The sequence below is a fragment of the Loktanella agnita genome, from assembly GCF_046640325.1.
GTDB lineage: Bacteria > Pseudomonadota > Alphaproteobacteria > Rhodobacterales > Rhodobacteraceae > Yoonia > Yoonia agnita.
Genome location: NZ_JBJMBF010000011.1, coordinates 130,894 through 156,866, shown reverse-complemented (window position 1 = coordinate 156,866; position 25,973 = coordinate 130,894). Strand labels below are relative to the sequence as shown.

General features: G+C 53.1%; 19 protein-coding genes, 2 pseudogenes and 1 other annotated feature. Of the genes and pseudogenes, 11 read left to right on the top strand and 10 right to left on the bottom strand.

The genetic code is table 11. The features are described 5' to 3' along the window. The 4 genes from ACJ5NV_RS13920 to ACJ5NV_RS13905 all read right to left on the bottom strand — a co-directional run. Positions 1-278: hypothetical protein (locus ACJ5NV_RS13920; RefSeq protein WP_459167124.1), on the bottom strand; the 278-nt coding region annotated here is incomplete at its 3' end. After that, positions 275-580 (bottom strand): hypothetical protein, encoded by a 306-nt coding sequence (locus ACJ5NV_RS13915; RefSeq protein WP_411644613.1) that lies wholly within the window; start codon positions 578-580, stop codon positions 275-277. The genes ACJ5NV_RS13915 and ACJ5NV_RS13920, both read right to left, overlap by 4 nt. Before the next feature lie 3 nt (positions 581-583). After that, positions 584-766 (bottom strand): helix-turn-helix transcriptional regulator, encoded by a 183-nt coding sequence (locus ACJ5NV_RS13910; RefSeq protein ID WP_411644611.1) that lies wholly within the window; start codon positions 764-766, stop codon positions 584-586. A gap of 700 nt (positions 767-1,466) precedes the next feature. Then, the gene (locus ACJ5NV_RS13905; RefSeq protein ID WP_411644609.1) at positions 1,467-2,021 is read right to left on the bottom strand and encodes a hypothetical protein; all 555 of its coding nucleotides are present in this window, start codon (positions 2,019-2,021) and stop codon (positions 1,467-1,469) included. A 1,064-nt stretch (positions 2,022-3,085) separates the two neighbouring features. Here ACJ5NV_RS13905 and ACJ5NV_RS13900 point away from each other — a divergent pair. Continuing rightward, positions 3,086-4,144 carry a DNA cytosine methyltransferase gene (locus tag ACJ5NV_RS13900; protein ID WP_411644608.1) on the top strand — a complete coding sequence of 353 codons (1,059 nt, stop codon included), beginning with the start codon at positions 3,086-3,088 and terminating at the stop codon, positions 4,142-4,144. 47 nt (positions 4,145-4,191) lie between these two features. On the opposite strand, the gene ACJ5NV_RS13895 is transcribed toward ACJ5NV_RS13900, so the two are convergent. The 3 genes from ACJ5NV_RS13895 to ACJ5NV_RS13885 form a co-directional block, all read right to left on the bottom strand. Then, positions 4,192-5,862: a response regulator receiver domain gene (locus ACJ5NV_RS13895; RefSeq protein ID WP_411644606.1), complete on the bottom strand. Its 1,671-nt coding sequence runs from the start codon at positions 5,860-5,862 to the stop codon at positions 4,192-4,194. Then, positions 5,863-8,844, bottom strand: coding sequence for an ATP-binding protein (locus tag ACJ5NV_RS13890; RefSeq protein ID WP_411644605.1), 2,982 nt, complete (start codon positions 8,842-8,844; stop codon positions 5,863-5,865). It abuts the gene before it with no gap. A 326-nt stretch (positions 8,845-9,170) separates the two neighbouring features. Next, positions 9,171-10,379 carry a tyrosine-type recombinase/integrase gene (locus ACJ5NV_RS13885; RefSeq protein ID WP_411644603.1) on the bottom strand — a complete coding sequence of 403 codons (1,209 nt, stop codon included), beginning with the start codon at positions 10,377-10,379 and terminating at the stop codon, positions 9,171-9,173. Positions 10,380-10,857: 478 nt separating this feature from the next. Between ACJ5NV_RS13885 and ACJ5NV_RS13880 the strand changes: the two genes are divergently transcribed. After that, positions 10,858-11,916, top strand: coding sequence for an integrase (locus ACJ5NV_RS13880; RefSeq protein WP_411644602.1), 1,059 nt, complete (start codon positions 10,858-10,860; stop codon positions 11,914-11,916). 643 nt (positions 11,917-12,559) lie between these two features. On the opposite strand, the gene ACJ5NV_RS13875 is transcribed toward ACJ5NV_RS13880, so the two are convergent. After that, positions 12,560-12,718, bottom strand: a complete 159-nt coding sequence (locus ACJ5NV_RS13875) for a hypothetical protein (protein WP_411644600.1) — start codon at positions 12,716-12,718, stop codon at positions 12,560-12,562. 576 nt (positions 12,719-13,294) lie between these two features. Here ACJ5NV_RS13875 and ACJ5NV_RS13870 point away from each other — a divergent pair. From ACJ5NV_RS13870 to istB, 3 genes and pseudogenes are all read left to right on the top strand, one after another. Continuing rightward, positions 13,295-14,570: pseudogene (locus ACJ5NV_RS13870) on the top strand (IS3 family transposase). Further along, positions 13,582-13,698: a sequence feature (AL1L pseudoknot), on the top strand. It overlaps the preceding pseudogene by 117 nt. Positions 14,571-14,615: 45 nt before the next feature. Then, positions 14,616-15,110: pseudogene (locus ACJ5NV_RS13865) on the top strand (IS21 family transposase); the annotation flags it as partial. Continuing rightward, on the top strand, positions 15,100-15,891 hold the full coding sequence (istB, locus tag ACJ5NV_RS13860) for an IS21-like element helper ATPase IstB (protein ID WP_411644599.1): 792 nt from the start codon (positions 15,100-15,102) through the stop codon (positions 15,889-15,891). The pseudogene ACJ5NV_RS13865 and the gene istB, both read left to right, overlap by 11 nt. A gap of 222 nt (positions 15,892-16,113) precedes the next feature. Here the strand turns inward: istB and ACJ5NV_RS13855 are convergent, their stop codons facing one another. Next, entirely contained in the window at positions 16,114-16,581 is a 468-nt protein-coding gene (locus tag ACJ5NV_RS13855; protein WP_411644598.1) for an AraC family transcriptional regulator ligand-binding domain-containing protein, read from the bottom strand. Between ACJ5NV_RS13855 and ACJ5NV_RS13850 the strand changes: the two genes are divergently transcribed. Both ACJ5NV_RS13850 and ACJ5NV_RS13845 read left to right on the top strand, forming a co-directional pair. After that, positions 16,575-17,723 carry an efflux RND transporter periplasmic adaptor subunit gene (locus ACJ5NV_RS13850; RefSeq protein WP_411644596.1) on the top strand — a complete coding sequence of 383 codons (1,149 nt, stop codon included), beginning with the start codon at positions 16,575-16,577 and terminating at the stop codon, positions 17,721-17,723. The genes ACJ5NV_RS13855 and ACJ5NV_RS13850 overlap by 7 nt on opposite strands. A gap of 9 nt (positions 17,724-17,732) precedes the next feature. Continuing rightward, positions 17,733-20,792: an efflux RND transporter permease subunit gene (locus ACJ5NV_RS13845; RefSeq protein ID WP_411644594.1), complete on the top strand. Its 3,060-nt coding sequence runs from the start codon at positions 17,733-17,735 to the stop codon at positions 20,790-20,792. A 425-nt stretch (positions 20,793-21,217) separates the two neighbouring features. Here the strand turns inward: ACJ5NV_RS13845 and ACJ5NV_RS13840 are convergent, their stop codons facing one another. Then, positions 21,218-21,901, bottom strand: a complete 684-nt coding sequence (locus tag ACJ5NV_RS13840; protein WP_411644592.1) for a GntR family transcriptional regulator — start codon at positions 21,899-21,901, stop codon at positions 21,218-21,220. A 130-nt stretch (positions 21,902-22,031) separates the two neighbouring features. On the opposite strand from ACJ5NV_RS13840, the gene ACJ5NV_RS13835 reads away from it, so the two are divergent. From ACJ5NV_RS13835 to ACJ5NV_RS13820, 4 genes are read left to right on the top strand one after another with little or no spacing between them, the layout of a single operon-like run. Next, positions 22,032-23,528, top strand: coding sequence for an FAD-binding oxidoreductase (locus tag ACJ5NV_RS13835; RefSeq protein ID WP_411644627.1), 1,497 nt, complete (start codon positions 22,032-22,034; stop codon positions 23,526-23,528). Positions 23,529-23,549: 21 nt separating this feature from the next. Next, the gene (locus ACJ5NV_RS13830; protein ID WP_411644590.1) at positions 23,550-24,524 is read left to right on the top strand and encodes an MBL fold metallo-hydrolase; all 975 of its coding nucleotides are present in this window, start codon (positions 23,550-23,552) and stop codon (positions 24,522-24,524) included. A gap of 12 nt (positions 24,525-24,536) precedes the next feature. Continuing rightward, positions 24,537-25,484: a Bug family tripartite tricarboxylate transporter substrate binding protein gene (locus tag ACJ5NV_RS13825; protein ID WP_411644587.1), complete on the top strand. Its 948-nt coding sequence runs from the start codon at positions 24,537-24,539 to the stop codon at positions 25,482-25,484. A gap of 60 nt (positions 25,485-25,544) precedes the next feature. Continuing rightward, on the top strand, positions 25,545-25,973 hold the full coding sequence (locus ACJ5NV_RS13820; RefSeq protein WP_411644585.1) for a tripartite tricarboxylate transporter TctB family protein: 429 nt from the start codon (positions 25,545-25,547) through the stop codon (positions 25,971-25,973).

Genomic DNA, 25,973 nt, shown 5'->3' with positions numbered 1-25,973 from the left:
TTGCTGGCTTTCTCGGCGCGGGCGCGCGCCGCCTGACGTGCCGCCCGATCATCTGCCCGCGTCTCGTGGGTATTCACCGGGCGCAGATCGGAGGACAGCGCGGCGCTGATTGCCGCATAGCTGCAGCCCGCGTGACACTTGAGCAAAACCCGCCCGCTTGTGCCATCCGCGATGCTGAGGCTCGGGGTCTTGTCGCCATGGGCGGGGCAGCACGCCACCCCGTAATGCCCCCGCCAGGACCCGCGCAAAGCGCGGGTCAGCTCTTGTGCGGCACTCATGACAGACCTCCTTTGCGGAAGTTCGGCGGGAGTGCCTCCAATTCCGGCCACGCATGGCCGCTATACTCCAGGGCGATACGGATCAGCGATGTTTTGGAAGCGACATAGGCGAGATAGTTCCACCCCGTTCCCCCCGGCTTAAAACGCTTGCGACGTTTCTGGAAAATCCACTGATGGTCATCCCGGCAAATGATAACGCGATATGGCCCATGGCGGACGATGACGCTATGATAGGTATCATCGGTTTCCCGGTGACTGACGGCGGGCGCGGCGCTGCGGGGCTGTTCAAGAACTGCTTGCATCGTTCAGCCCTCCACCTGGCGGCTGTTCAGCCAGGCGCGCAGATCGGCTTCGCGCCACCCAACGGCGCGCTTGCCCAGCTTGACCGGCTTCGGAAAGCTCCCTTCCGCGATCATCGCGTAAATCGTGGAGCGTGACAGGCCGACCATTTTCTCAACATCGGGTCGGCGACAGATATATTCGTGCATTGGCACACCTTTCCTGGCCCCGCGCCAACCCTGTTGACGCGGGAAAGTGGGTGGCAGTATGTCTGAGATCAGGGCGCCTCTCGGATGTCCCAAAGTCTCGTCGGTTCCGATGTTGGCGCATCGGGACCGACATGAAGCAAATACCGCCGATAAGCGCTTCGTAAGACCGATTAACACTCTAAAAATCGATCTGTGAAGGGCGCGCCAAGGCGGGCAATTACAGGCGCCATTTCAACCACTTGAGGCCATTTCAGGGGGCCTTATGTTAGGTAGCAATCTTCATGGGTTCCGAACTTATTTTTGAAACGCCAAAATCGCCTTGTTTTGTTGAAAACCGCCCGATGCGGCACACCTGGCGAAAACCGCAAAATGCAATCTATGGTTGCTAAAATGACATGAGCTATACGAATCACTGACGCTTGAAATGACCGGAAACGGCCCATTCCTGCCTTTCACGTCCCGGTCGGGATGCTGCAGTGCGGCCCGTCATTGCGGACTTTCGCCGCAACCGCAAAATCAGGTGAGGGGCGAATTCACACAATGCGGACGAAGCAGTCATAGAATTCCGAACCTTCGCTGCCGCAGCATATATCCGAATACTTAGCGTGTCCGTTGCTGCGTAGTGGGCCAAATCGTCGAAGCGGTCGTTGGCATTTGGTTCAAGGATGATGAAGCGCGTTAGAAGAATATCTTACGCTGGCTAGGTAATAACCGCCCACAAAACCTGAAACAGCCTCTCAAGGACAATAACGGCAAATAGAAAAGCTGACGACAGAAACAGAATGGCGCAAATCTTGCCGGCGCGCCCTGAACTTTCTGAGAAATGGAAATACGATTTCTGGCAATGCTCCAAGCAGGCATCAAATTTGTCTTGAGGATACAGAGAGGCAGACTTTTCCTTAATCTTGAGCATTTCGAAATACATGTCGTTTGGGCTAGCGAAGCGTTTGACTATAACTGGACAGAAAATATCGTAGATCAAGTTTGCAACGGCAAGGCACAAACTAGAGAAAAAACTGGCGATCATGACCCAATTGTACAACCCTAGCGCTTCAGTTACCGCATCATATCGGGCAGTAACTGGAACTAAAAAAAGAACTAAATAGGAGACTTTGAGCGCGGGAATACTGCCAACGGATCGCAACCCCCACCAATTGACACGCCCGTTAAGGCCCCAAAAAGGCTTATCGTATATGAATTCAACTAGTGCAAGCTTAGCCTGCTGATAGGTTCTTGAGATTTTGAATTTGGTCATCAGGCACCGGCAAAGTTCTACCCACTTTGTCCCAACGAACTAGGAGTGTGTGGGCGTGAGGTATGTGATCGATTTTCTTGGTGACCATGCCTTGGTCGCCAACACTGATAGTCGTCTGCAGATTAGGCCCGCCAATCTGCTGTTCGATTGTCAAAAAACTGGAGATACAAACACATCTATCTCCTACGCCCCAGCCATGGCACCCCATCTTTAAGTCCCTCTCGACCATTTATGATCGGAGCCTAGCCCATCCTCATCCAAAGGTAAACTTTAGCGAGTTTTTGCGAGTCTGGAGGATCGTAGTACGCCCATCCATCGTGAACACGGAAACGAAAACTTCCTGCGGGTTGTGCCTTTTCTAAACGGGTGCGTCAGTGCTCGACGAGAGCGACGCTGAGACCGGCATGTCCACGATCCGCACTGACGGGCGCCGAACACGGGCGTTGCACTTCGTAGGTTGCCAAATTTAGAACCCGACGCTTAGTCATTAGAAAGAAAGTCCGCGACATTCAGATCGCCAGCTTATCTTCGCTGCGCCGATTATTGATGGCCGATTTTCGCGCCGCGGCGCGGCGTCATCCTCGTTGCAAGCTTAGCGCTTTTCTTGCCGCGAGCGCGCGCAGCACAGTTTCGATAGGTCCGGTGTGGGCTCCCTGCCGCCGTTAGATCGGTTGCAGCATATTCGATTGTGAGGTCGTCCACCCCATCATGGACGGCCCAGTCCGGACATTGACCAGAGGGTCAAGATGCTGCGGCGCGGCGCTCCAGAGCTGCCATTCATCGCTCGTGCTTGACACTGCAGGTGACGCTTACGTTGCTTCCTTCTTCGGAGAGCAACAGTATGTCCGGCTAGTTGCTGTGGATCTCAGTGCCGGTGGAACGCTAGGACGCAGCTAAAACCGACTTTTCCTGTAGCATCAGGTACCAAATCAGTTGCAGCCAAGCAGGAAAATCATAGTATCTTGAAAAAATCTTTGGCATTGAGTATCTTCTCAACTAAAAAAATACAACAATACCAGTAACTTATGCGCCGTTAATCGGCGCGCAATTGGGCGAAAACAACAATGAGCGGGAAATCCCCCAAAAGACACGACAACAGATTAACAGCCGTAGACCTCTTTTCTGGCGCTGGCGGACTGACACTGGGACTGAAACAAGCGGGCTTTAACGTGTTGGCTGGTGTCGAAAAGGAAAAAACCCCCGCAGCAACTTATCGGCTTAACCACCCTGATGTTCATTGCTTCGAAAATGACATACGTGAAGTGGGAGCGGCCGCGTTGTTGAAGACCATCGGCCTGAAACGGGGAGAACTAGACTTGCTGGCTGGCTGCCCACCTTGTCAGGGTTTTTCAACGCTACGAACTCGCAAAAAATCTAATGCAGTCGCAGATGACCGTAACGATCTTCTCTTTGAGTTTCTGCGGATTGTTGAGGCTGTTTCACCCAAAGCTATCATGATGGAGAATGTGCCTGCTTTGGCTCAAGATAACCGTATCAAGACTTTCCTTAAGAGAATATCGGTCCTCGGATACAAAGTTGGGCGGAAAAACGTAAGGGTGGAGGATGCTTCGGAATACGGTGTTCCTCAACGCCGACACAGAATGATTTTGCTCGCATCCAAGATTGGCCAAGTCGAGGGTGCTGAAAAGTCAGAGATTATTACGGTTCGCAAATGTCTCGATGCCGTTCGGCTTGCGCCAGTTGGTGAAGCAGGTGACCCGCTACATGACCATATTCCAAACAGAGCTCCACATGTAGCGGAAATCATCCGCAATATACCGAAGGACGGGGGATCGAGAATATCGCTACCAGAACATCTGGTGCTTGATTGTCATAAGAACAAAAAGTCGGGCTTTCGCGATGTTTATGGACGGATGTCTTGGGACAAGGTGTCGCCCACAATGACTGGTGGCTGCGGAAATCCGTCAAAAGGGCGATATCTTCACCCAGAGGAGGATCGTGCAATAAGTCTACGTGAAGCGGCACTGTTTCAAACGTTTCCTGCTGACTATCAGTTTGATCTTTCCGAGGGTCGCGGCAAGGTTGCTCTTATGATCGGTAACGCATTGCCGCCAGAGTTCATCAGGCGGCATGCTGTGGAAATAACGAAGGCGTTGACATAGGTTCCAGAAGCTCGCGCAACTTACACCGTATAGTATCCCGTTGTTAGCTACTTGAACGGTTCAAATTCATCGAAGCCGATCCTAGACATCTGTTGGCTGACATTTTGAGCAATTCGTAGTGCTCTCTTGTACTTTAGGTTTGCCAACCATCGGTACTCATTTTTTTCGGCGTCCAGCACTTGGAATACGCCATTTTGTTCATCAAAATTTACGGGAATTCGACCGATCTTGCTGTCGATGGTACCGAAGTTCAATGAAAGCGATTTTGTGTAGCACTTTGGGGGTACTTGAAGCCCTATGTAATTGGGTTTTCCTTCTTTGCATTTGTGCGGCACCACTATTTCAGGGGAAGCGGTTGCAGCAACTAGAGGCACGAAGAAAAACAGTCCATCGCCACGTACAGCGTCACAAGTGGCTTGTAAGCAAAGCAAGTAGCCTAGTTTTTCGGAGAAAACTACCGATCCGAGTTCCAACTTCGGCAGTACTTTCCGATGCACTAAGCTCAATTCGCTAGACCTAGAATTGGTCAAGAACGAAAAGTGCATCATTGCATCTGTGGCTGCATCCCTGGATTCGGAAAAAACTGTCGAAAAATATTTCTTGAAGCCTTCTTTAGTTGGCTTTGGGTTGCTCGCGTTCTGCTTTCTTGCCTCGGCCACCTTTCTTAAATCTTCCGGCCATTTCTCGTGTCCGTGCTCTATAATTGCCTCAATATCATCCAAGCAAAAGTTGAACTCTTTTTCTTGATCTCCTTTGAGATAGCGCAGAGTGAAATCGTCACTTCCATTCGCCATTGCTTGAAGACGTCGCCTTACTGCGTCTGTAGTCGTAAATCTCTCTGCAATCTCGGACTTATTGACCTCAGATTTCAAGGCGCTAATCACAATTGAAACCGCATAGTCCATTGATTCTGAGGGGTTTTCGAGAAGCGCACGATGATGAAAGAACGGACCGTCGAGCGCTTCAGAAAACTTGCTTAGCACGTGATGCGTTGTGTCCCGCATAGCTGAGATTGTCGCAAGTGCGACATTTGACAACAATCCGGACGAAAGCTTGGCAAATTCGGCCAAGAGCTCCTGTGGAAGCTGTGCCTCACTGACTGCGCCCTCCAACTTTTCGTTTAGCATTGCTTTCTGCCGCCAGACTAAGCGAAGTCCAGTCTCGTTGGTAAGAACCTGACCCATTCTGACAACTTCAGTATTTTGATCTTTTCTATCATTCAACCGTGCCTCGATTTGTCCAAGAATTTTCTCTTCATTATTGTTGCCGGTGTAGATCGCAATTAACCGCAAGCGGCCTCCAATCGCCGCATCGTTGCGAAGGATTTCAGCAATGATTTCACATGCCAAATCTCCATCATCATCGCCATGCATGTGCCAATCAAGAGAGATGATATCCGCGCGGATTGAAGCTCTGGCCACACCTTTCGCGACATTGTCCTCATCTCCGCTTGGATTAACCACAGAGCAGACCAAGCCCAAATCCAGCGCGCTTTTTATCAAGGCTTTTGCATCCAAAAGATGCGTAGTCTTGCGTTCAGGTTCAGCAACTGGCTGGTCCGGCGCGCTTGATGCTTCTTTAGCGTCTCGCCTACCGGGAGTTTGAGTTTTTGTGATAGTTTCCGCCTCAGCGGGATCAGCGATGGGTTCATCATCGACAACTATCATCGTATGGGCGAAAGCGCTGGCTGCATTGACTTGATCATCTGCAAAAGTCATCTAAACAAACTCTTCTGAAGAAATTTTTGAAATACGGAAACACGCACCAGAACTGGGCGTCGGTGGATCTATGTTCAGTTCGTAACCAAGCCGGCCAAGCGCCTGCCTTGAAATATGCAGTCCCATACCCCTCCCGCCCGGCTTTCGAGTAAAGCTGAGCTCAAAAATGTTTCGGACATCAATGCTACTCACTCCACGACCGTTGTCTCTGACACAAAGGTCGCCATTGTCTTCAATCAGTTCAATGATGCCCGCGTCGTTTCTCGCACTGGACGCCCAATAGATCGCATTATCGATTAGGTTGACGAAGACAGGATAGAAGTCTGCGTGAAACCCATGAAGAGTATGAGCCTTAAACCCCTCATCAGCGACCAGCTGTACATTGTGACGTTTAAGCCGCTTTTCAAACAAGTCAGACACAAATCGAAATATGTCACTGCCTTTGATATCGACGGCTGTCGACTGAAGCTTCCGGTCTAGTGGGTTGAACAATGCCAAGTAGCTGTCCAAGTGATCAAAATTGACGCGCATGTCATCGTATAGGCGCTTCATGTCAGGATTGGCATGGGCCCAAGATTTCATGCGTCTAAGGCCGTCTCGCAAGCTACCAGCCGTCTTTCCAAATTCATGATTAATCGTGTTAAGCGCCATCCCAATTTGGGCGAGCTCAAAATCGACCTCTTGGCGCTCGCGAAGCGCGACGACTTCCTCTTCCAGCGCTTCAGTGACTTCGACCATATCTGAACCGCTGGATTGGGTTGATGAGAGAACAGCGTCGAGTTGACTGTAGATCTTCCGCAGTTTTTCGCTCTCTTCTTCGAATGCGTCAGCCACCAAGGTCTCGAAAGCCTCCCGCTGTTTTGAGAAATCGAACTCTGCCTGCTTCTTACCTTTAACGGCCTCAAGTTCGGCGAGGACCTCATCAACGACTTTCGACACGTTTCGAAAGCTGTTTTTTGTTGTATCCCTTACCGTGCGTGTCAGGTCGGTGAGCGTCTCCTCTGTCTGCGTCCGCAGGGATTTCATGGTTGAAAGGGTCTCTCTTGTGTGCTTTTGGACAGCTGCATTTAGCCGCAGACCCGGTTCAAGGTTCAGCTTGTTGTTTTTTACGGTTGTTGTGACGATGTTCTCAATCGCCTTTTCTGCCGGCAACACCAGATCATTCGTTATCCGGCCCATTTCTGATTGGTAGGCCTCCCAGTTGTTGCGCAGTTCAGTGTTAAGACCAACGCCTCGAGGTTTTGAGATAGCATGTTCCTTACGGAGTTGGTCCAAATGCAACTTCGCTTCTGCTTCTAGGCGGCCAATTGCAAGCGCCTTCGCTTGCGGATTCTTCTTGCTATTGAGTTCGGAAAGTACGTCCGCTTCAAAATCTGAAACGGTACTGGAGATGGTTTTTGGCAGCTGCCCTGAGTCTATTACCTTGAAGAACCTCTCTAACTGTTCACCGAACTTGTCCTTCTTGCCCCTTGACTGTTTCTCTCGGGCCTTTCGGACCTTATCAAGGTGTTGCAATTCTTCACGCTTTTCAACCCATTCTTCCGAGTACTTACCGCCATTTTCCCTAAAGAAATCGGCTGCCGACTGTATGAAGAAATTGATCAATATGCTTCGGAACTGTCGATAAGCTTTATCCTCGCGGAAACCTTCCCTCCCTGCTTTCTCGACCAAGTTGGGGTTGTCTCTTGATGTTAGTTCAACAGCCCCCATGATATTTCGGAAGGAGTAGTACGCTGTTGCTGCTCGCAAGTTCCGCCTGCGTTCAACATCGAGGAAATCGAAGTCAGGGCCACCATACGGCTGAACTCGGACGCCGTCTTTGTAGATGTAAACACCGCCGAAGCGAGCGAGTTTATTTTTGATTTTGGCATGTTCGATAGGGTCAACCAACGAGTCAATTGACGTCGGTTGGATCACTGCCATGGAAAAGTCGAACGGACCACAACTGGTTGGCTTGCCATCAGAATTTTGCCAGTTGAGAATATATTTCGTTGGTAGCATTTGATATACACCAACAGAGCCCCGAAATTGACCATATTCATCAAAGCGTCCTCGGAAATGATGATCGACTTGCCTGAACTCGTCAGGGCTAAAGAAGGCTTTTTCTCCAACTCTCTCTAGAGCTTCTCCTTCGTCTACATGATCTCTGAATCTGGTAGTGATCTTTGGCTTCCGGAAGTCTGGCGTCATGGTATTTGTGAAGCCAATGAGGTTTTTCTCGAACCTTGTAGCCTTGGTTGATTCATCCCTGTTATCAATATCTTCTTGGATAATCTCATCTGCAGGCAGTATATAGAAATGGGTGCCTGAACGATTCAATTCGAAAGAAGGCTGGCCAAGGTAGGTTGATGCGTCTCTAGGATCTACTTTGAAAGCCTCCATGTCATCGCGGATAGTCTTAGCAACCTTCTCGTCTATTCGGCTGGATAGGGTTTCCAAGCCATCCCGGGCTTTCGCTACCATCTGTTGCACGTCTTCAAGGTTCGGCAGGGTGTCAGCTTTGAAAGTTTCAAGTGGGATAATTATTTCGTCGAGATCGATCCCAGGTAGCTCAAACAAGCCCCAATGGATGTAGGCAGCGGTAATGCTGTCCTCAGCTTTTCCGTCAACTCTCGCGCGAGTTAGTACCAGTACTTGTCTGCCGATAACTGCAATTGCTAGCCGTCCTATACCCTTTTCGCCAAGTAGCGGACGAATCTCTTGCCCGCTGTCAACCGGGGGACGCTTAAGGCCTGCAAACGAACCAACCTTGCTATCGGTTCCGAGTGTTAGCCAACGATCTTCAAAGTCCTGCTTGGTCATCCCAAGGCCATCGTCTCTTAAGACAAATAAGCCATCGTCTCGAAAATAGTCGACTTCCGCTGTTGTGGCATAAGCATCATGTGCATTTTTGAAGAGCTCACTTATCGCCGTCGAAATGCTGGCAATCTGTTGACGACCGAGAAGGTCGATGGTTCTTGCTCTGATGTGAAACTTAGCCACTTTATTGCTTTCTAAGTTGTGTGCTCTAACGCTGACTTCTCGGCCAGCAATAAATCATTGGTTTTTCAAGATTCATAGTGCAATCAGGCTCCTGCCAAACGGCAGCTTGGCAAGAGATGTAACGTGGGGCGCGGCTCGATTGCAACGGCGAGCTCAATGTCCACTGTGATATGAATGGCTCAGAGATCTTGCATTCGCAGCGAATGACCGGAATCCGCCCTTCGTGTGAGCACGCCGCCCCAAGGCGAAACCTCGACAGTCTAGCGTCCGCTTTGCCGCCGTCGGATCAGCTTGAGCGCTCCTGCAGCAAAAGTACGATTTCCGCCCTACGCTCCCACGAACTCGGACCAATCTTGCATCAGTTCCACCCGGCGCTGCACCAAGTCTGATCGACGATAGGCTCGCTCAACGGTGCTGCCGACATTATGCGCCAAGGCGAGTTCGGCCAAGGTATGGTCAACGCCGCGCTCTGCGGCCCAGTCTCGGAAGGTGGAGCGCAAGCCATGCGGCACGGCGGGCAGATTGGACCTTGCGTCCAGGAACCGCTTGCCATTCTCAGCTTGGGCGCTTTCGTCCATGCGCCGCATCACGGCTGAGAGGGACATATCGGACAATTGCCCGCCTTTGTTGGAATAAAACACGTAGTCGCAACCCCGCATACGCGGCAGGCTGCGCAACAAAGCCACAGCGGCGGGCGACAGCGGAACCCGATGTTCCCGGCGCGCCTTCATCCGGTCTTTGGGGATAATCCAGAGCGCGGCATCCAAGTCCACCTCGTCCCAGGTCATGCCGCGCACCTCACCGGATCGGGCGACAGTCAGGGTCACGAATTGAAGAGCTGCAGCGCCCATGCCATCGCGTTTGCCCAGCTCTCGCCAGAACCCAGGCATATCCGCGATCTGTACCGCCGGGTGGTTCTTCTTTTGCTTGACCCGGTCTGGCTTCGGAAGAACCTCGGAAAGATTGCCTTTCCAGACTGCCGGATTGGTGGCCTCCCGGTGTCCCGATACAATGGCCCAGGACAGGACGGCCTCCATCCGCTGCCGCAGCCGTGTGGCGGTTTCGGTTTTCACAGTCCAAATGGGTTCGAGAACAGCAAGAATGTCCTGCCGGGTCAGGTCCCGCACCGGCTTGGTTCCGACAATCGGACTGGCATAGGTATCCAAGGTCGCGCGCCACTGCTTCTTGTGCTTTTCGTTTCGGAACTCAGAGACCTTGATGTCCAGATAGGCATCTACTGCCTCGGCAAATGACATGACGCCGCGCTGCCGTTTCTGCTTTTCTTCTATTGGGTCTAAGCCAGCACGAACCGCCCTTTTGTTGTCCAAGGCCTCATTTCGCGCGTCTGCGAGCGATACGATAGGGTAGCGCCCCAATCCAGCCTCGCGTACCTTCCCATTGAGCGTGAAGCGTTGAAGCCAATGTTTGCGCCCATCTGGCTTGACCCTCAAACGGAGACCCAATCCGCCCTTGTCACTGTAGACTCCCGGCTCCTTAATATTCTTTACAAAAACTGCCGTCAGAACCCCATTCATTTTGCGCGCACCATATAACTTTGTCCCCCTTATTGTTCCCCCTTTTAGTGCTGGATGTCGCCGGAAAAAGCAAGACCGCTTCGGACGCTATTCCACGAATTATCTCTTATAAACAAAGACTTTACCGGAAAGCAAAGTAACCTGTCGGACCTTGTAACAGCGGACTTCGTCTCCGCCATGACCAAATCTTGAAAACCCAATATTTGCGAGTAGTTAGCCCTCACGCGGGTTATTTTCTCGCCTTTCAGGGCCGCGAAATAGCCCAAAACTGCTACACAGCAGGTCCGTTTGAGGGTGTGTCATGTTTGTGATGCAACGTGGAAATCAGTGATATCTGCGCTGGCGTGTCCTAGCGGAGTTTCAGGAGATTGAGCGTCGGAAAGAGGTCTGGATCAGCCTGAAGACAGATTCCCGTCAACTCGCCACTGACAAGGCACCTGCGGTCTGGGATGAGCAGATCGCGTTTTGGACAGCTCGTTTGACTGGCAATGATGGTGATGCTGCAAAGCACTATGAAGCAGTTCAGAATTTGGCGGCTGCGAAAGGAGTTCGATATCTGCCAATCGATCAGGTGGTACAATTGCCAGTCGACAAGCTGCTTGAACGGATCGAAACAATTGCAGCCCGTAACCAACAGCCTGATCCAGGGGAGGCGGCAGCCATTCTGGGGACCAAACAGGAGCCAATGATGACGGTGACGCAGGCTTTGGAGCAATATTGGCCGCTCGCCAAAGATATGGTTTTGAACAAAAGCCTAGACCAAAAACGCCGCTGCGCAGACCCGATCAAGAAGGCCTTCAAGAATTTTGTTCATGTTGTTGGCGACAAACCAATCAATGAGATTTCCGCCGATGATATGCTTAATTTTTGGGAATACTGGTTAGAACACATCGAGCTTGGTGACGTTGTGGCAAGTACGGCAAACAAGGACTTCACCCACTTTGGCAAAATGTTGCGAACTGTGAACAGGATGAAGCGTCTTGGACTGGAACTTCCGCTCAGCGGATGGGCCTTCAAAGAAGGGGCCAAGGATCCCAGGCCGCCATTCTCGGATGAATGGATGAAAACCAGAATTCTTCGTCCCGGTGCGCTATCAGGGCTGGACCCTGAAGCCCGTGCAATTTTGTTGGGTATGGTCAACACCGGCTACCATCCGTCCGAAGCAGCCTGCGCTTTGCCAGACCAATTCTGTCTCGATGCTGACATCCCTCATTTGTCAATTAAGCCTCGCAAGGGGCGTGAAATTAAAAACAGGAATTCGATATGGGTCATTCCGTTGCTTGGCGTTAGTCTTGAAGCGTTTCGGGCAATCCCCAACGGCTTCCCAAGCTATCGCGAAAACAATGCGACGCTGTCCTCGGATGTGAACAACTTCCTTCATGATAACGGGCTTATGGAAAGTGAAAAGCACGTGATCTATTCGGTCCGTCACAATTTCGAAGATCGTCTGCTGAAAGCTGGCGTTGATAACCGCGTCCGCGCAGATCTCATGGGGCATGGATTGGATCGCCAGCGATATGGGGATGGTAGCGGCTAGCGCGTTCGACAGCATCTGCTTGCGATTGAATAGCCGCTAGTTCCCGTTCCAAACGCTCGAAAACAGGAAGGAAATCATGATCCTCGACGACCAGTTGAGCCATCTTCCCAGCGCAGCCAAAAGCCGTCGCTCCAGCCATGTCGGCGCCGTCATCGCTGTGAGGGCGTCTTGCTGACGTAGGATATGTGGCTCGGCATGCCGCAAGGAAAGGTCCTCGGTTCGCGCGAACCCGGTTGGAGATCATGATTGATCCGGTTGATTGCCCAGACGGGGGCGTTGGGAACAAAGACAACGTATGAGGAATGATCAGCATTTTCTGCGCCCCGCGCGGATTTTTGGGCCGAATTATGTGGATAACCGACTATTCTCTATGACATGAAATCGGGCAAATCGGCGTCAGGGTTGATCCCGAGGCCTGGTTCTCGGAATTCATGAACCGAATGAAAATCGCCTCCAATGGAGGCGAGGATATCTCTGTCAGCAGGGTCTCGAGCCACCCAGCTGCCGGGCTCCCGTGTGGTCAGTCGCCAACCATCACCAGACAAAATGCCGACTTTCTCGCCGTCCACGGTGGAAATCCCGGCTCGCCATGTGCGTTCAGGCAGTGTTTGTTTGGCCGATCTGATCACAAAGCCAAGCAGGCCTACCCATCGATGGTCGCTTCCAACTGGTGTCGGACCCAAGACGTCTCTTTCCTGATCTGCGTGATCATTGCTTTCAGCTGATCCTGCTCTTGGATCATCTGCTCCATGCGCGTCGCGCGGGGTATGAGTGCTTCCATCGCTGTTGCGTGGCGCATCATCCGGGTGCGGATGCCTTCGAATTCCGCGACCAGTGCTTACAAGTTTGCCGCGACGTCTCGGTCTTCGTGGCTGTAGAGGACGGCTGTCAGTAGCCCGATCAGCTCTGTCATTTGGGTCTTCAGTTGGTCGGTGTCCTTGTGAAGGTCTGGCATATGGGATGGCCTTTATTCTTGATTTCAGAAGTTCAATCTACGGGTGAAATGAATTGAGATGTCTGGCGGCAAGGACCTCAGCGCGCTGCCGCTGAAGTCCCAGGGCAACTTTTGAAATGACCCCCGCGAGCTTCTGCGCCACAGAGCTTGACAGCTTATGCGGAAGATGGTCCTGAAGTCGGGCAATCTGGGGCACCTCTTGATATGCACCGGCAAACCCATACCGCGCCTAATTTGTTTTCGCTGCTCGCCGCCAAAGTCGGTCGTAGGTCGTATGTGGCGGCCCGTCGTGGGGTGATCTGTTTGCCAAAGAGCGACTGCCGAACAACCCACCTCTCAACACAAGTCTTTGGGCACTGGATTTAGATTTGACTGAACCGCCCCTGGTTTACCGGAGAGTAAAACCCTCAAAGGATGAGTCCTATGACGAAGAGACGATTCACCCCCGCCTATCCGGCTGAGCTTCGCGAACGCGGCGTTCGGCTATTTCAAGAGAACCGCGCCGACTACACCAGCGATAGCGCTGCATACCGTGCGATTGCGCCGAAGCTCGGCTGTTGGCCAGACAGTCTGCGCCTCTGGTGCCAGCAGGCCGAGCGTGATGCCGGACAAAGGGCCGGGCTGGCGAACGCCGAAAAGGATCGGATCAAAGAATTGGAGCGGGAGAACCGTGAGCTTCGAACCGCCAATGAGATATTGAAGAAAGCGTCTGCATATTTCGCGGCGGCGTAGCTCGACCGCCCATTCAAGCGATGACCACCTTTATTGAAGAGCTCCGAAGTGTCTTTGGTGTCGGGCCGATCTGCCGGGTTCTGAAGATCGCATCATCCATTGCCCGGCAGTCGTTTTGCAAAGCAAACGATGAGAGGGGACGTTCTACGCACACAAGGCGGTTAAACAAGACCCTGGCCTGGCGTCTTCCCGGGCAAAGCGTGACACGTTGGACGAAGCCGCAATCAAGCGTGTTCATGGCGCGAGTGGCGGCCGCTACGGTGCTCGCAAAGTCTGGCACGCCCTGCGCCGGGTAGGACGCGACATCGCCCGTTGCACTGTGGAGCGGTTGATGCGAACCACCGGGTTACAAGGCGTTGTGCGCGGCAGACACGTCATCACGACCAACCCGGATGCAGCACAGCCCTGTCCTGATGACAAGGTGAACCGGATCTTCGTGGCGGACATGCCGAACCAGCTCTGGGTCAGTGACTTTACCTATATCTCAAGCTGGCAAGGGATGGTCTATGTCGCTTTCGTGATCGACGTCTTTGCCCGCAAGATCGTCGGCTGGCGTGTGTCGACTTCAATGACCACAGGCTTTGTTCTCGACGCCCTGAACCAGGCCATATGTCAGCGGGCGCCGTCCGGGACAGACAAGCTGATCCATCATTCGGATCGCGGATCGCAATACCTGTCGATCAAGTATACTGAGCGTCTGGCCGAGGCCGGCATCAACACGTCTGTCGGCAGCGTCGGAGATTCTTATGACAACGCCCTGGCCGAAAGCATCATCGGCCTGTTCAAGACCGAGGTCATCAACTTCCTCGGCCCATGGAAGTCAGTCGGACAAGTCGAATGGGAAACGATGAAATGGGTTAACTGGTACAACACCGAACGCCTACATAGCGCCATCGGATATGTCACGCCGCAAGAAAAAAAGGAGGCATACTACGCAAACTTGAGCGCCACTGAAAAAGCGGCATAACTATTGAACCAGAAACTCTCCGGTAAAACCGGGGCGGTTCAGCATGTCTATCCCGAACGGCTGGTTGTCGTCGTTGAGGGGCAAACGGTTTTTGAACATGCGCGGATCATTGATCGGTCTCACCGCAAACCTGGCAAGGTCATCTATGACTGGCGTCACTATCTGGCTGTCATTCAACGCAAACCGGGGCCCTGAGCAATGGCGCGCCGTTTATCGAGATGCCGGATGCTTTCCGCCAGTTACAGGATCATATGCTGCGCAAGGAAGGTGGCGACCGGGAAATGGTCAACATCCTGTCATTGGTTCTCCAGCACAATGAGGAAGACGTCCTGTGCGCGGTAGAATTAGCGCTGGACGCGGGTGTGCCCACCAAAACGCACATTTTGGACTTGTGACCTGCACCGATTGATTGACCGCAAGCCGACAGATCATCCCAAGGTCGACCCGCCGGACGCAATGACACTGCAGACAACGCCAGAAGCAAACGTCGATCGCTATGATGGCCTGAGACAATCTGGGGAGAAGCGCCATGCGTTATGATCCAGCCGGAGCCTCAATTGTCATCATGCTGCGCAGTCTCAAGCTCTACGGCATGGCAAATGCTGTGGAAGATTTGGTTGCCCAGGGTGCGCCAGCATTCGAAGCTGCTACGCCAATGCTGTCACATCTGCTCAAAGCTGAAATCGCGGAACGCGAAGTGCGGTCGATCGCCTACCACACCAAGATCGCCCGCTTCCCAGCGTATAAGGATCTCAGCGGTTTTGATTTTGCGTCCAGCGAGATTGACGAAGCGGCAGTACGTCAGTTGCATCGGTGCGATTTTATCGAAACGGCCGAGAATGTTGTGCTGATCGGTGGACCTGACACGGGCAAAAGCCACACAGCTACAGCAATCGGCGTCCAAGCCATTGAGCACCACAGGCGCAAGGTCCACTTCTTCTCGACCGTGGAATTGGTCAATACGCTGGAGCAGGAAAAGGCACTCGGAAAGGCAGGGAAGCTGGCTGAGATGCTGACGAAAGTCGACTTGATCATCTTGGATGAGCTCGGCTATCTGCCGTTCAGTTCATCTGGTGGGGCGCTGCTCTTCCACCTGCTGAGCAAGCCCTACGAACGTACCAGCGTCATCATTACCACCAACCTCAGCTTCGCAGAGTGGGCACAGGTCTTTGGAGACGCAAAGATGACGACCGCACTGCTCGATAGGCTAACGCACCGCTGCCACATTCTCGAAACCGGCAACGACAGCTACCGCTTCAAGGCCAGCGCTGAGGCTGCAAAGAAAACACAGAACGAGACCAAAACATTGACCGCGTCATAAACCACGACGCATAACTGAGGGTGGGTCAAATCTCGGTGAAAATACCGGGTCAGTTCTAAGTGACATTTAACAGGACTACTCAGTATAGAGAAGGTTAGACGGAGGTCCCGTTCCCTCCGCCATAAACCCCTTTTTTCTCTGCCTTCGAGTCTGTCATGACCATTTTCAAGAAACCTTGAAAGCCTAATCTTTTGGCGTAGTTGGACCTAAATCGAAATGTATTTATGCTGTATGGGCCAATCCAACACACCGAAATTCCATCGATAAGAAGTTGATGGAAACCGTGTTGGGAATAAGCAGGCCAGGGTCTTGCATATCGATCCGGAGCGCCGTTCCCTGAAAGAAAATAAAGCGCGCAACAATGCTGGAGGCTTCAGCGGGGGTGCTTGCGTTCATCATGATAAGCCTAAGTATACCCAGAACTTCATGATCCTGATATTTGGCAATACGCAAGCCGAGGTCAGGACACTTTGCTACCAGACTGCTGGCTTCAAGCAGTCCGCACATAGCGCCGATCGGTAGAAGTGCGGCTTCATAGTTCAGCATTTCAGCGCTGATTGCGAATTGGCTCAGCACGTTGGCGTAGGAAATATCCAATGCCTGCATGACGTCAATGTAGCCCCGTAGGGCGTAGGCGCGGATAACATATGTTATGTCCTTAAACGACAAATTTTTGTCTTTAAATGTCAAGACACATCATTCCCAGGTGCATAAGTGAACGGTTCAGTTTAGATGAGGGTTTTTGTGATAGGTCCATGATTCTATCTCAGCAAGGAGAGCTCAACGTGAACCGGATACATCTCGCACTACGAACAATTGCCATCACAGCAGTTTTAGCATTTCCAAACATCAGCTTGGCGCAAACACCAATCGTCAAGATTGAGTCCGTTGATGCAATCGGTTCCGGCCTTAGCCGCGTTTTCTTTGGTCACGTTGTGGCCAGAGAAACTGTAGACTTGGCGTTTCAGGTCTCGGGACAGATCGTCGAATTTCCACTGGATGAGGGTGCGGATGTTCCCATGGGTGGCTTGGTCGCACGCCTGGATCTCGTGCCGTTTGAACTGGCCTTGGAACAAGCGCTGGTCAATAGCCAGCAAGCCGCGCGGACGTTGGATCGCTACCGTCAGCTTGAAGGAAACGTCGTGAGCCCGACAGCCGTGCAGGACGCCGAAACACAAGTCGAATTGGCGCGCATTGCAGTGAGTAATGCTGAACGGGCTTTGGCGCAAGCAACCCTTGTTGCGCCTTTTGATGCATTGGTGGCGTCGCGTCTGGTGCCCAATTTTTCGACGACGGCAGCCGGAACCCCTGTTGTGCGGTTGCACGATATGTCAGACCTTCGGATTGAAATCGAGGTCCCCGAGACCCTTTTCCGGCAGGCCGGTCGTAACCCGAATGTCGATATTTACGCCGAGTTTACAGGTGATCCAAACCGCTATCCACTTGAAGTCCGAGAGGTGAATGCCGAAACGGCGACCGTGGGCCAGACCTATTCCATCACGCTTGGCATGGCACCCACAGAGGGGTTAACCGTTTGGCCCGGGTCCTCGGCTAAAGTTACAACAACGTTAGCAACGGGTGTTTCCAGAATTTCGGTGCCTGCCTCGGCCGTGGTTATTGCTAACGACGGGTCCACGCATGTCATGGTGTTCACGCCAACGGGCGATCTCGACGGACAAGTGACGCTGACCGCAGTCGAAATTGCGGCCACAGAGCGCGGCAAAGTCGAAATTGTTTCAGGTCTTGAGGTCGGGCAGGAGATTGTGACAGTTGGCGCCTCCTCTTTGACGGATGGCGACGACGTCCGCCGGTTCACTGGTTTCGGGGGCTAAGAGCGGATTATGGATATCGCACGCTTTTCAATCAACAACCCGATTTACACTTGGATTGTAATCCTGACGTGCCTGTTCGGCGGCATCTGGGGGTTTTCTTCTCTTGGGCGGCTTGAGGATCCTTCATTCACCATCAAGGTGGCAATTGTCGTTACCCAATATCCCGGTGCAACCGCAGAAGAAGTCGCCGCTGAAGTGTCCGAACCGATTGAATCGGCCATTCAAAAGATGGGTGAAGTCCGCCTGATCGAAACAATGAACCAACCTGGGCTATCTTGGATCACTGTCGAAATGCAGGACCATTACGATGGCAGCGAATTGCCCGAGATTTGGACCAAATTACGCAACCGTGTCGGCGAGGCGGAGCTACCAAGCGGCGCCACGTCTCCGTTTATTAACGACAGTTTTGGCGACGTTTACGGATTATACTACGCGATTACAGCGCCCGGGTTTAGTGACCGCGAAATTAATGATCTTGCAGATTTTTTACGGCTCGAGGTGTTGTCGGTCGATGGTGTGGCGGATGCGGTGATTTCGGGCAATCCTAACGAACGCATTTATGTAGAACCTGATCTGGCCTTGTCGACGTCTTTGGGTATTCCGCCAGCGATGATGCAAGCCGCCCTTGCCAACGCGGATGAAATTGTCGACGGGGGATCGATTCAAAACGATGAAGGGCGCACACTGCTGCAACGTCCCGAAGGGTCGGATAGCGTATCGGCCATTGCGGCGCTGGATGTTGGTGTCGGCGGGCAAGTCGTCAATTTGTCCGATTTCGCCAATGTCTATCGCGGCCGCGAAGACAACCCTAACCTGATCCTGCGACACAACGGTGTCGAGGCGTTCAGCCTAGGGGTTGCAGGTCTTGCCTCGGAAAACATTGTCGAGGTTGGCCACGCTGTTGATGCGCGATTGGAACAACTCAAGGCCTCTATTCCCTTAGGTGTCTCAATCGAGCCGATCTATCAGCAACATGTTGTCGTCGAAGAGGCGTCCAACACTTTCTTGGTAAACCTTGCGATGTCGGTAGCGATTGTAATCATCGTACTGGCGATCTTTATGGGCTGGCGTGCTGCTGTTGTAGTTGGTGCAACGCTGTTGCTAACCGTCGTTGGCACGTTGTTTTTCATGGCGCTCGGATCAATCGAGATGGAACGCATTTCGCTTGGCGCGCTGATTATCGCCATGGGGATGCTGGTGGATAACGCCATCGTGGTCGCCGAAGGCATGCAGATCAATATGCAGCGCGGCCAGACCTCTCGTGAGGCATCAACAGAGGCCGCAAGTAAAACACAAATTCCGCTGCTCGGTGCGACAGTGATCGGTATCATGGCCTTTGCCGGCATTGGACTAAGCCCCGATGCCACGGGTGAATTTCTGTTCTCGCTGTTTGCGGTGATTGGAATTTCGCTGCTGTTGTCATGGGTTCTTGCGATCACGGTCACGCCTTTGCTTGGGCACTATTTTTTCCGTCAAGGCGAAGAAGGTGGCAGTGGGGGTTATGACGGGGTGATGTTCCGTGGCTATGCCAGCGTTCTGCGTGTCAGTCTGAAACTGCGTTGGCTTGTGCTTGTCGTGCTGATCGGCACAACGGTTGTCTGTTACGTGATGTTTGGTCAAATCAAGCAGCAGTTCTTTCCAGACAGCAACACACCGCTCTACTTTGTGAACTACAAGCTGCCCCAAGGTGCGGGTATCAATCAGACATCAGATGATATGCAGGTCCTTGAAGACTGGCTGATTGAACGCGACAACGTGGTCGCGGTGACGTCATATTCAGGCATGGGCGCGTCGCGCTTCATGCTGACCTATGATAGCGAAGATCCGAACCCCAGCTACGGCCACCTGATTGTGCGTGTCACTTCGCTCGACGTGATCGAAGATGAGATGAACGAGCTAGAGGCATTCGCCCTAGAGGCCGTGCCGCAAGGTGAATTCCGCGTCAAACGTCTGGCTTTTGGCCCCGGCGGTGGTGCCCCGATCGAAATTCGGTTTTCCGGCGCTGATCCTAAAGTCCTGCGCGATTTGTCTGATGAAGCTGTTGAGCGTTTGCGCGCGTCGTCGCCCAATATCATGTCGCCCCGCTATGACTGGCGTGAAAAGGAACTGGTGCTGCGGCCGATCTATGCCGAAGACCGTGCTCAAGAGTCCGGTATTTCACGATCCGATATCACCAGAGTTTTGCAATTTGCCACCGAAGGTAGCGTTGGTGGCATTTTTCGCGAAGGGGATCGGCAAATCCCCATCATCCTGCGCACCGCGCCAGATGCGGATTTGTCGTTGATCGATCATGTAATTTATTCGGATAGCAATGCGGCGTTGGTTCCGTTGGCACAGGTGATTGACGGCTTCAGGTTCGAACCTCAAGATACGCTGGTGTTCCGCCGCAACCGCACCAACGTCATTACTGTAGGCGCGGATATCCCACGCGACATGACTGCAACGGAAGTCCTATCCGAAGTGCGCGCCACAATCGAAGATATGGAAATTCCGGACGGCTATGTCATGGAATGGGGCGGCGAATATGAAAGCTCAACTGATGCGCAGGCCTCTCTTGGCTCGCAACTTCCGTTGAGCATGATCATCATGGTGCTGATCACCGTCCTGCTGTTCAACGCGTTACGCCAGCCAATCATCATTTGGCTGTTGGTGCCGATGTCTGTCAACGGCGTCAGCCTTGCGTTGCTAGGGGCGGGGCTACCGTTCACGTTCACTGCTTTGCTCGGTTTGTTGTCACTCTCCGGAATGTTGATCAAGAACGGCATAGTGCTTGTCGAGGAAATTGACCTGACACGCGCAGCAGACCCAACCATGCCTTTGGAACAGGCTATCGTCACGGCTTCAACCTCACGGTTGCGGCCGGTTTTTCTTGCGGCGGCGACGACGATCCTGGGGATGTTGCCGCTGTTGTGGGATGCGTTTTTCCAGTCCATGGCCGCGACAATCATGGGCGGACTGGCATTCGCATCTGTTCTGACAATGATCGCGGCACCGGTGCTGTATTACCTTTTCTTCAAGCGCTTGGTCGCGCGCACAAGTAGAATGACACCGGAGGTTAGCTCCGCATAACTAGATATTTTGGGGGTGTCGAAATCCTATGTGCAAATTGCTTTTGTCGTACTCCAGTGCATCGTCAATAATATCTGGAATTTGGTCGAGGTTCACCGCATTGGCACCCACAGCGATATTTACAAGTCATGGGGCTGTTCCTTCGTGCAGCACACAGAGGTGGTCGCGGAAATTTGGTCCTGCCGTTAAGGTGGATCGCATGAAGAAAGTGACGATCCGAAATGAAGAAACGAAAGAACCATTCGTCCCGCTGCCCGGCAGTTAAAACGCCGTTTGATGAGAGGGAGAATTCAAAGCCAAGGTTGCGCTTGAGGCGATCCGCGAGGAGATGACGCTGGCGGAGTTGTCCAAGAAGTATGGCGTTCACTCTACGCATATCGGAACATGGAAGCGCGCAGCGATAGAGAACATTGCGACTGCATTTATCACCGCAATATGTCCGTGGCTTCAGGCTGATTGGAATGTCCAATGCTGAATGCAGTTGCGAGATGTCCGATGTGTTCGCTTAAATGCTGTGCAGCCAAGTCCGCATCCTTACAGCGGCACGCCTGCAAAATGCTGATATGCTGTCCCATCGAGCGGTCAGTGTTTTCATTGAGTATCATAAAAAGATGCGTGCGCAGTGCTTTGGCGGGGCTGATAGTGTAGCTGTACGCCTTAATGATCGAGCGGTTTTGGCAGGCGTCTAGAATAGCCGTATGGAATTGATCATCCGCCACCGAATAGCCCTTGTTGTCTGATTTTTCCAAAGCAAGTTCCATTGTGGCGCATGCAACTTCCAGATTTTCGATGAGCGTGTCGAAATTGCGCTCTATGCCCATTCTGATCGCCGCAGATTCGAGCACGGCGCGATGTTCGCAAAGCTCATTCACGTCACGCATGTCGGGCGTGAAGACAAAAGATCCACGTTTTGGCAAAACGTTTACAAGCCCCTCAATTTGCAGCACAGCGAGAGCATCCCGCACCGGCGATCGACTAATACCAAGCATATCTGCAAGCCGTTGTTCGGATAGCTTCGACCCCAGCGGCAACTCACCTGCAACGATGGCAGTGCGGATCCTGTCGGTCGTGACTTCCATCAGAGATTTTGGTTGTTTGATCGATTGCACGGCAGAGCTCCTTAAGTGACAGGGCGAGTTTGCCAAAAAGCGGACAGGCATACCATGTTTCTTGACAGGAAATCTAACATGTAACATGGTAGATTGGAATTGGCTTTGGGAGGAGCTTGTTTTGTCTGCCATGTCTCGAACACAGACGCGCTCATCGAACACCGAAGCCCTGTCGCAAACGGCAACTTTGGCTGCGGTCAGAGAGATTGTCGGCGCGGCACATGTGCTTGTCGAGCCCGCAGACATGGCCGGATTTTTGGAAGATTGGACCGGCGTCTATCGTGGCGACGCCCTGGCTGTTGTGCGCCCGTCAAGTGCCGAAGATGTTTCAGAGGTTGTGAAGATCTGTGCGGCGGCGGGATGGGCGATTGTGCCGCAGGGTGGTCAAACCGGTCTGTGTGGCGGGGGCCTTCCGGTTGCTGGTCGCGCTTCGATCATACTGTCCCTCTCGCGCATGAATGCTGTGCGTTCGATTGATCTTGCTGGCCGCACCGTCATTGCCGAAGCTGGGGTTGTTCTTGAAACCCTACATGAAAAAGCGACAGAGCACGGGCTGGTTTTTCCTCTCATGTTCGGTGCCAAGGGCAGTTGCACAATCGGCGGCAACTTAGCGACCAACGCAGGCGGATCGAACGTCGTGCGCCACGGAAATACGCGCGAGCTTTGCCTTGGGATCGAAGCGGTCATGCCCGACGGCACGATTATCAATGCTCTCACCGGGCTGCGTAAGGACAACACCGGTTATGACCTGAAAAACCTGCTGATCGGGGCTGAGGGTACGTTGGGGATCATTACAGCGGCGGTTTTCAAGCTTTCTGCTATGCCGCTGACCCGCACCACTGGGTTTTTGTCGCTTGCGTCATTGGCTGATGCGCCTCGGGTGTTGAACGCGATGCAAGACAGAACGGGCGGCGCCGTTGAGGCTTACGAATACATGCCTGCGTCGGCGGTTGATGTGATCTGTCAGGCGTTCCCTGATACCCGCAGGCCGTTGGATTCCCCCGCAGAAACCGGATTGTTCTTTGAAGTTGCTTCGAACCGCAAAGACGATGCGGAGTTGGATGAGGCGGGCGAAAGTCATCTGCAAAGCCTCGTTTTTGAGACCCTTGAAGAGTTGATGGAAGACGGTGCGATCAGTGATGCGATGATTGCCCAATCCGAACAACAGCGCCTGGATCTTTGGAAGATGCGCGAGTCGATTCTAGAAGCGATCACCGAAAACGGTCCAGCCTATCACATGGATATTTCATTGCCTCTGGCGGCAATTGCAGACTTCGTAGGGGCAATGGATACTACGGTAGAGAGCATGGGATTTCGGCCTTTGACTGTGGGGCATCTCGGCGACGGTAACCTGCACTACGCATTGAGTGCTGCCGAAGGTCGCGACTGGAACACGCTGCCGCTTGCGGAGGCAAAGGAGGAGGCCTTTGCCTTGCTGTCGCGTTTGAACGGATCGTTCTCGGCGGAACATGGGATTGGTCAAAGCAAACTGGACCTGATGGCCAAACTGAAACAGCCCAGCCAGTTGGCGGCGATGCGCGCGATCAAAGGGGCTTTGGATCCGGCTGGGCTGATGAACCCAGGCAAGTTCATACCGGACCCGGTTGAACCAACTGGGGGCCGTTAGGGGTTTTTAGGGGGAGTAACGATGAAACTGATAACTGCAAAACGATTGGCGGCGGCACTTGCTGTTGGTTTATCCATGCCAGCGCACGCTCAAGCGCTGTTTGATGGGTGCCCATCGGACGAGATCCTCGCAGAGTTTGTCGCGTTTGGCCGGACCGGTCAGATGCCACCAAATCTGGGCCGCTGGTTGAACACGCCAGATGCACAATACGTCGCACCGTGGGCGGCGTTCGATAATGTCGACTATGTCGGGATTTGCTGGGTTTCGGCATGGCTTGTCCGCACGGATGAGGGTAGCGTTCTGATTGATACGCTCTATGGTCCGTTTGTTCCGACACTGCTGGACAATATTGCCAAAACGGGCACCGATCTGGCGGACATCAAATATGTGATGATGACCCATGGGCATTTTGACCATGTGGCAGGTGCATCTGCGCTGAAGCCACTTTTGCCTAATGCAACATTTATAATGACCCAAGGTGGGTGGGATGAGGCTGTTGAATCTGCCGCAGCCTCGCAGGCTGGGCCGCGTGCATGGGAAATGATCGCACCAGAGAGGGTCGTGGCTGATGGTGACACGATCGCGCTGGGCGACAATGATTTTACCGTATTGGAAACGCCGGGGCACACATGGGGCACAGCATCATATCTTTATGACGTGAAGGATGGCGATGAGACCTACCGCGCCATTACCATTGGTGGTCTCGGTCTTAACGCTATCGAAGGGCCGCCGCAGGTCGCGGCGTTTATCGAAAGTCTTGATCGTGTTCGCGCGCTCACCGAGGCGCAGGGTATCGGCATTGATGTCCATCTGACCACCCACGGCTTTTCTAACGGTCTTGATGAGGATCGTCAGACGCTGGCCGCACGCGAAGCCAGGACGCTCAATGTTCTGGTCGATCCGAATGGGCTTTTGGCCCAGATCGAGACCTTGCGCGCTGGCGCCGTGGAGCGGCTGGCGATTGAACAAGACAACGAAAATATAGACGATAAATAGGGAGGAAGACCAATGAAATTTACGTCAAAACTCAAGGCGTTGAGTACAGCCGCCTTAATCGCGATGGGTGCGCCCGCTGTGGCTCAGGATTGGGAGCCAAGCCAACCGATTACGATTGAAATCGGCTTTGGGGCGGGGGGCTCCACTGATACGATGGGCCGCGTTCTTGGCGAGGTGATCAAAGAGCAGACCGGGTGGAATGTGATCGTCGAAAATCGTCCCGGTGGCGGCGGTGTGGCGATGTTCACCAGCTTGTCGCAGCGTCCTGTCGACAATCACACGATCGGCATGGGCGTTGGTATTCCAGTGCTGGTGCAACTGGTGCAGCGCGGGGATGAACTGCCGTTCGACGTCGATAGCTTTGACTATCTGGGCACGATTGCCAAGGCAGAGCTCGCTTTGGTGGCAAGCGCCGATGCGCCCTTCGACAATCTTGAAGAAATGATCGCTTATGCCGATGAGCAGGGCAATATACCCGTGGCGACGATGGCGCCACCGCAGGTACTGATGATGAACGCGGCAACCAAAGCTTCGGGCGTTGATTTTAACCTTGTGACCGCAGATGGCGGCGCCGAGGTCATCCGCCTGATTCTCGGTGGTCAGGTTCTGGCAGGTTTTGCGTCAGGCGAACATGCGCCTTACCTTGAGTCCGGCGATATGAAGGTCATCGCCAGCGCAAATCAGGCCCGCCTGAGCTATGCACCAGACACGCCCACATTCATCGAATCCGGTGTGGACGCCTATGTTGATGCGGTATTCTTTCTTGCCATGAAGGCAGGGTCCGACCCTGCGGCAACGGCGGCCATCGCCGCTGCGATTGACGCGGCTGTTCAGTCGCCTGAGATCGCAGAGATCGTACGCAACGCGGTGCAGGGTGATCCGGTCAACATGGGCCAAGAGGGTGCCAAGCTGATGATGACCGATGGTCTTGTAAACGCCGAACGTCTGTTCGCTAACTAAAAGCGAATGCCCCGCGGGGACGCGCTGCGGGGCATTCGTCATTGCGGGAGGGGAGGGCAAATGAGCATTTCAGCAGATCGTTTCACCGGAGGGTTCTTTTTGCTCTTCGGGTTAGCAATGCTTTTCATTGTGATCCCTGAATACGTCGAAGACATCGACGGCGGAAACCTGTCACCTAAGACCATGCCAACTATTGTGACTTGGGTCATCACAATATGTGGGGGCCTTCTGGTTCTTAAGCCAACAAACCATACCGCACCTGACATGCGGTTTTTTGTCTGGGCCTTCGCTTATATCGTCGTCTTGGCGGCCGCTATCTATGCGATGTTCCTTGTTGGGTTTTTGTATGTCGCGCCCGCGCTTGCGCTTGTCATCATGCTGATGCTCGGTGAGCGTCGCCCGCTATGGCTCGGCTTTGGGGTCGTACTGATGCCCGCCCTGATCTGGTTTCTTGTCACGCAACTTCTGGAACGGGGCTTGCCCGGATAG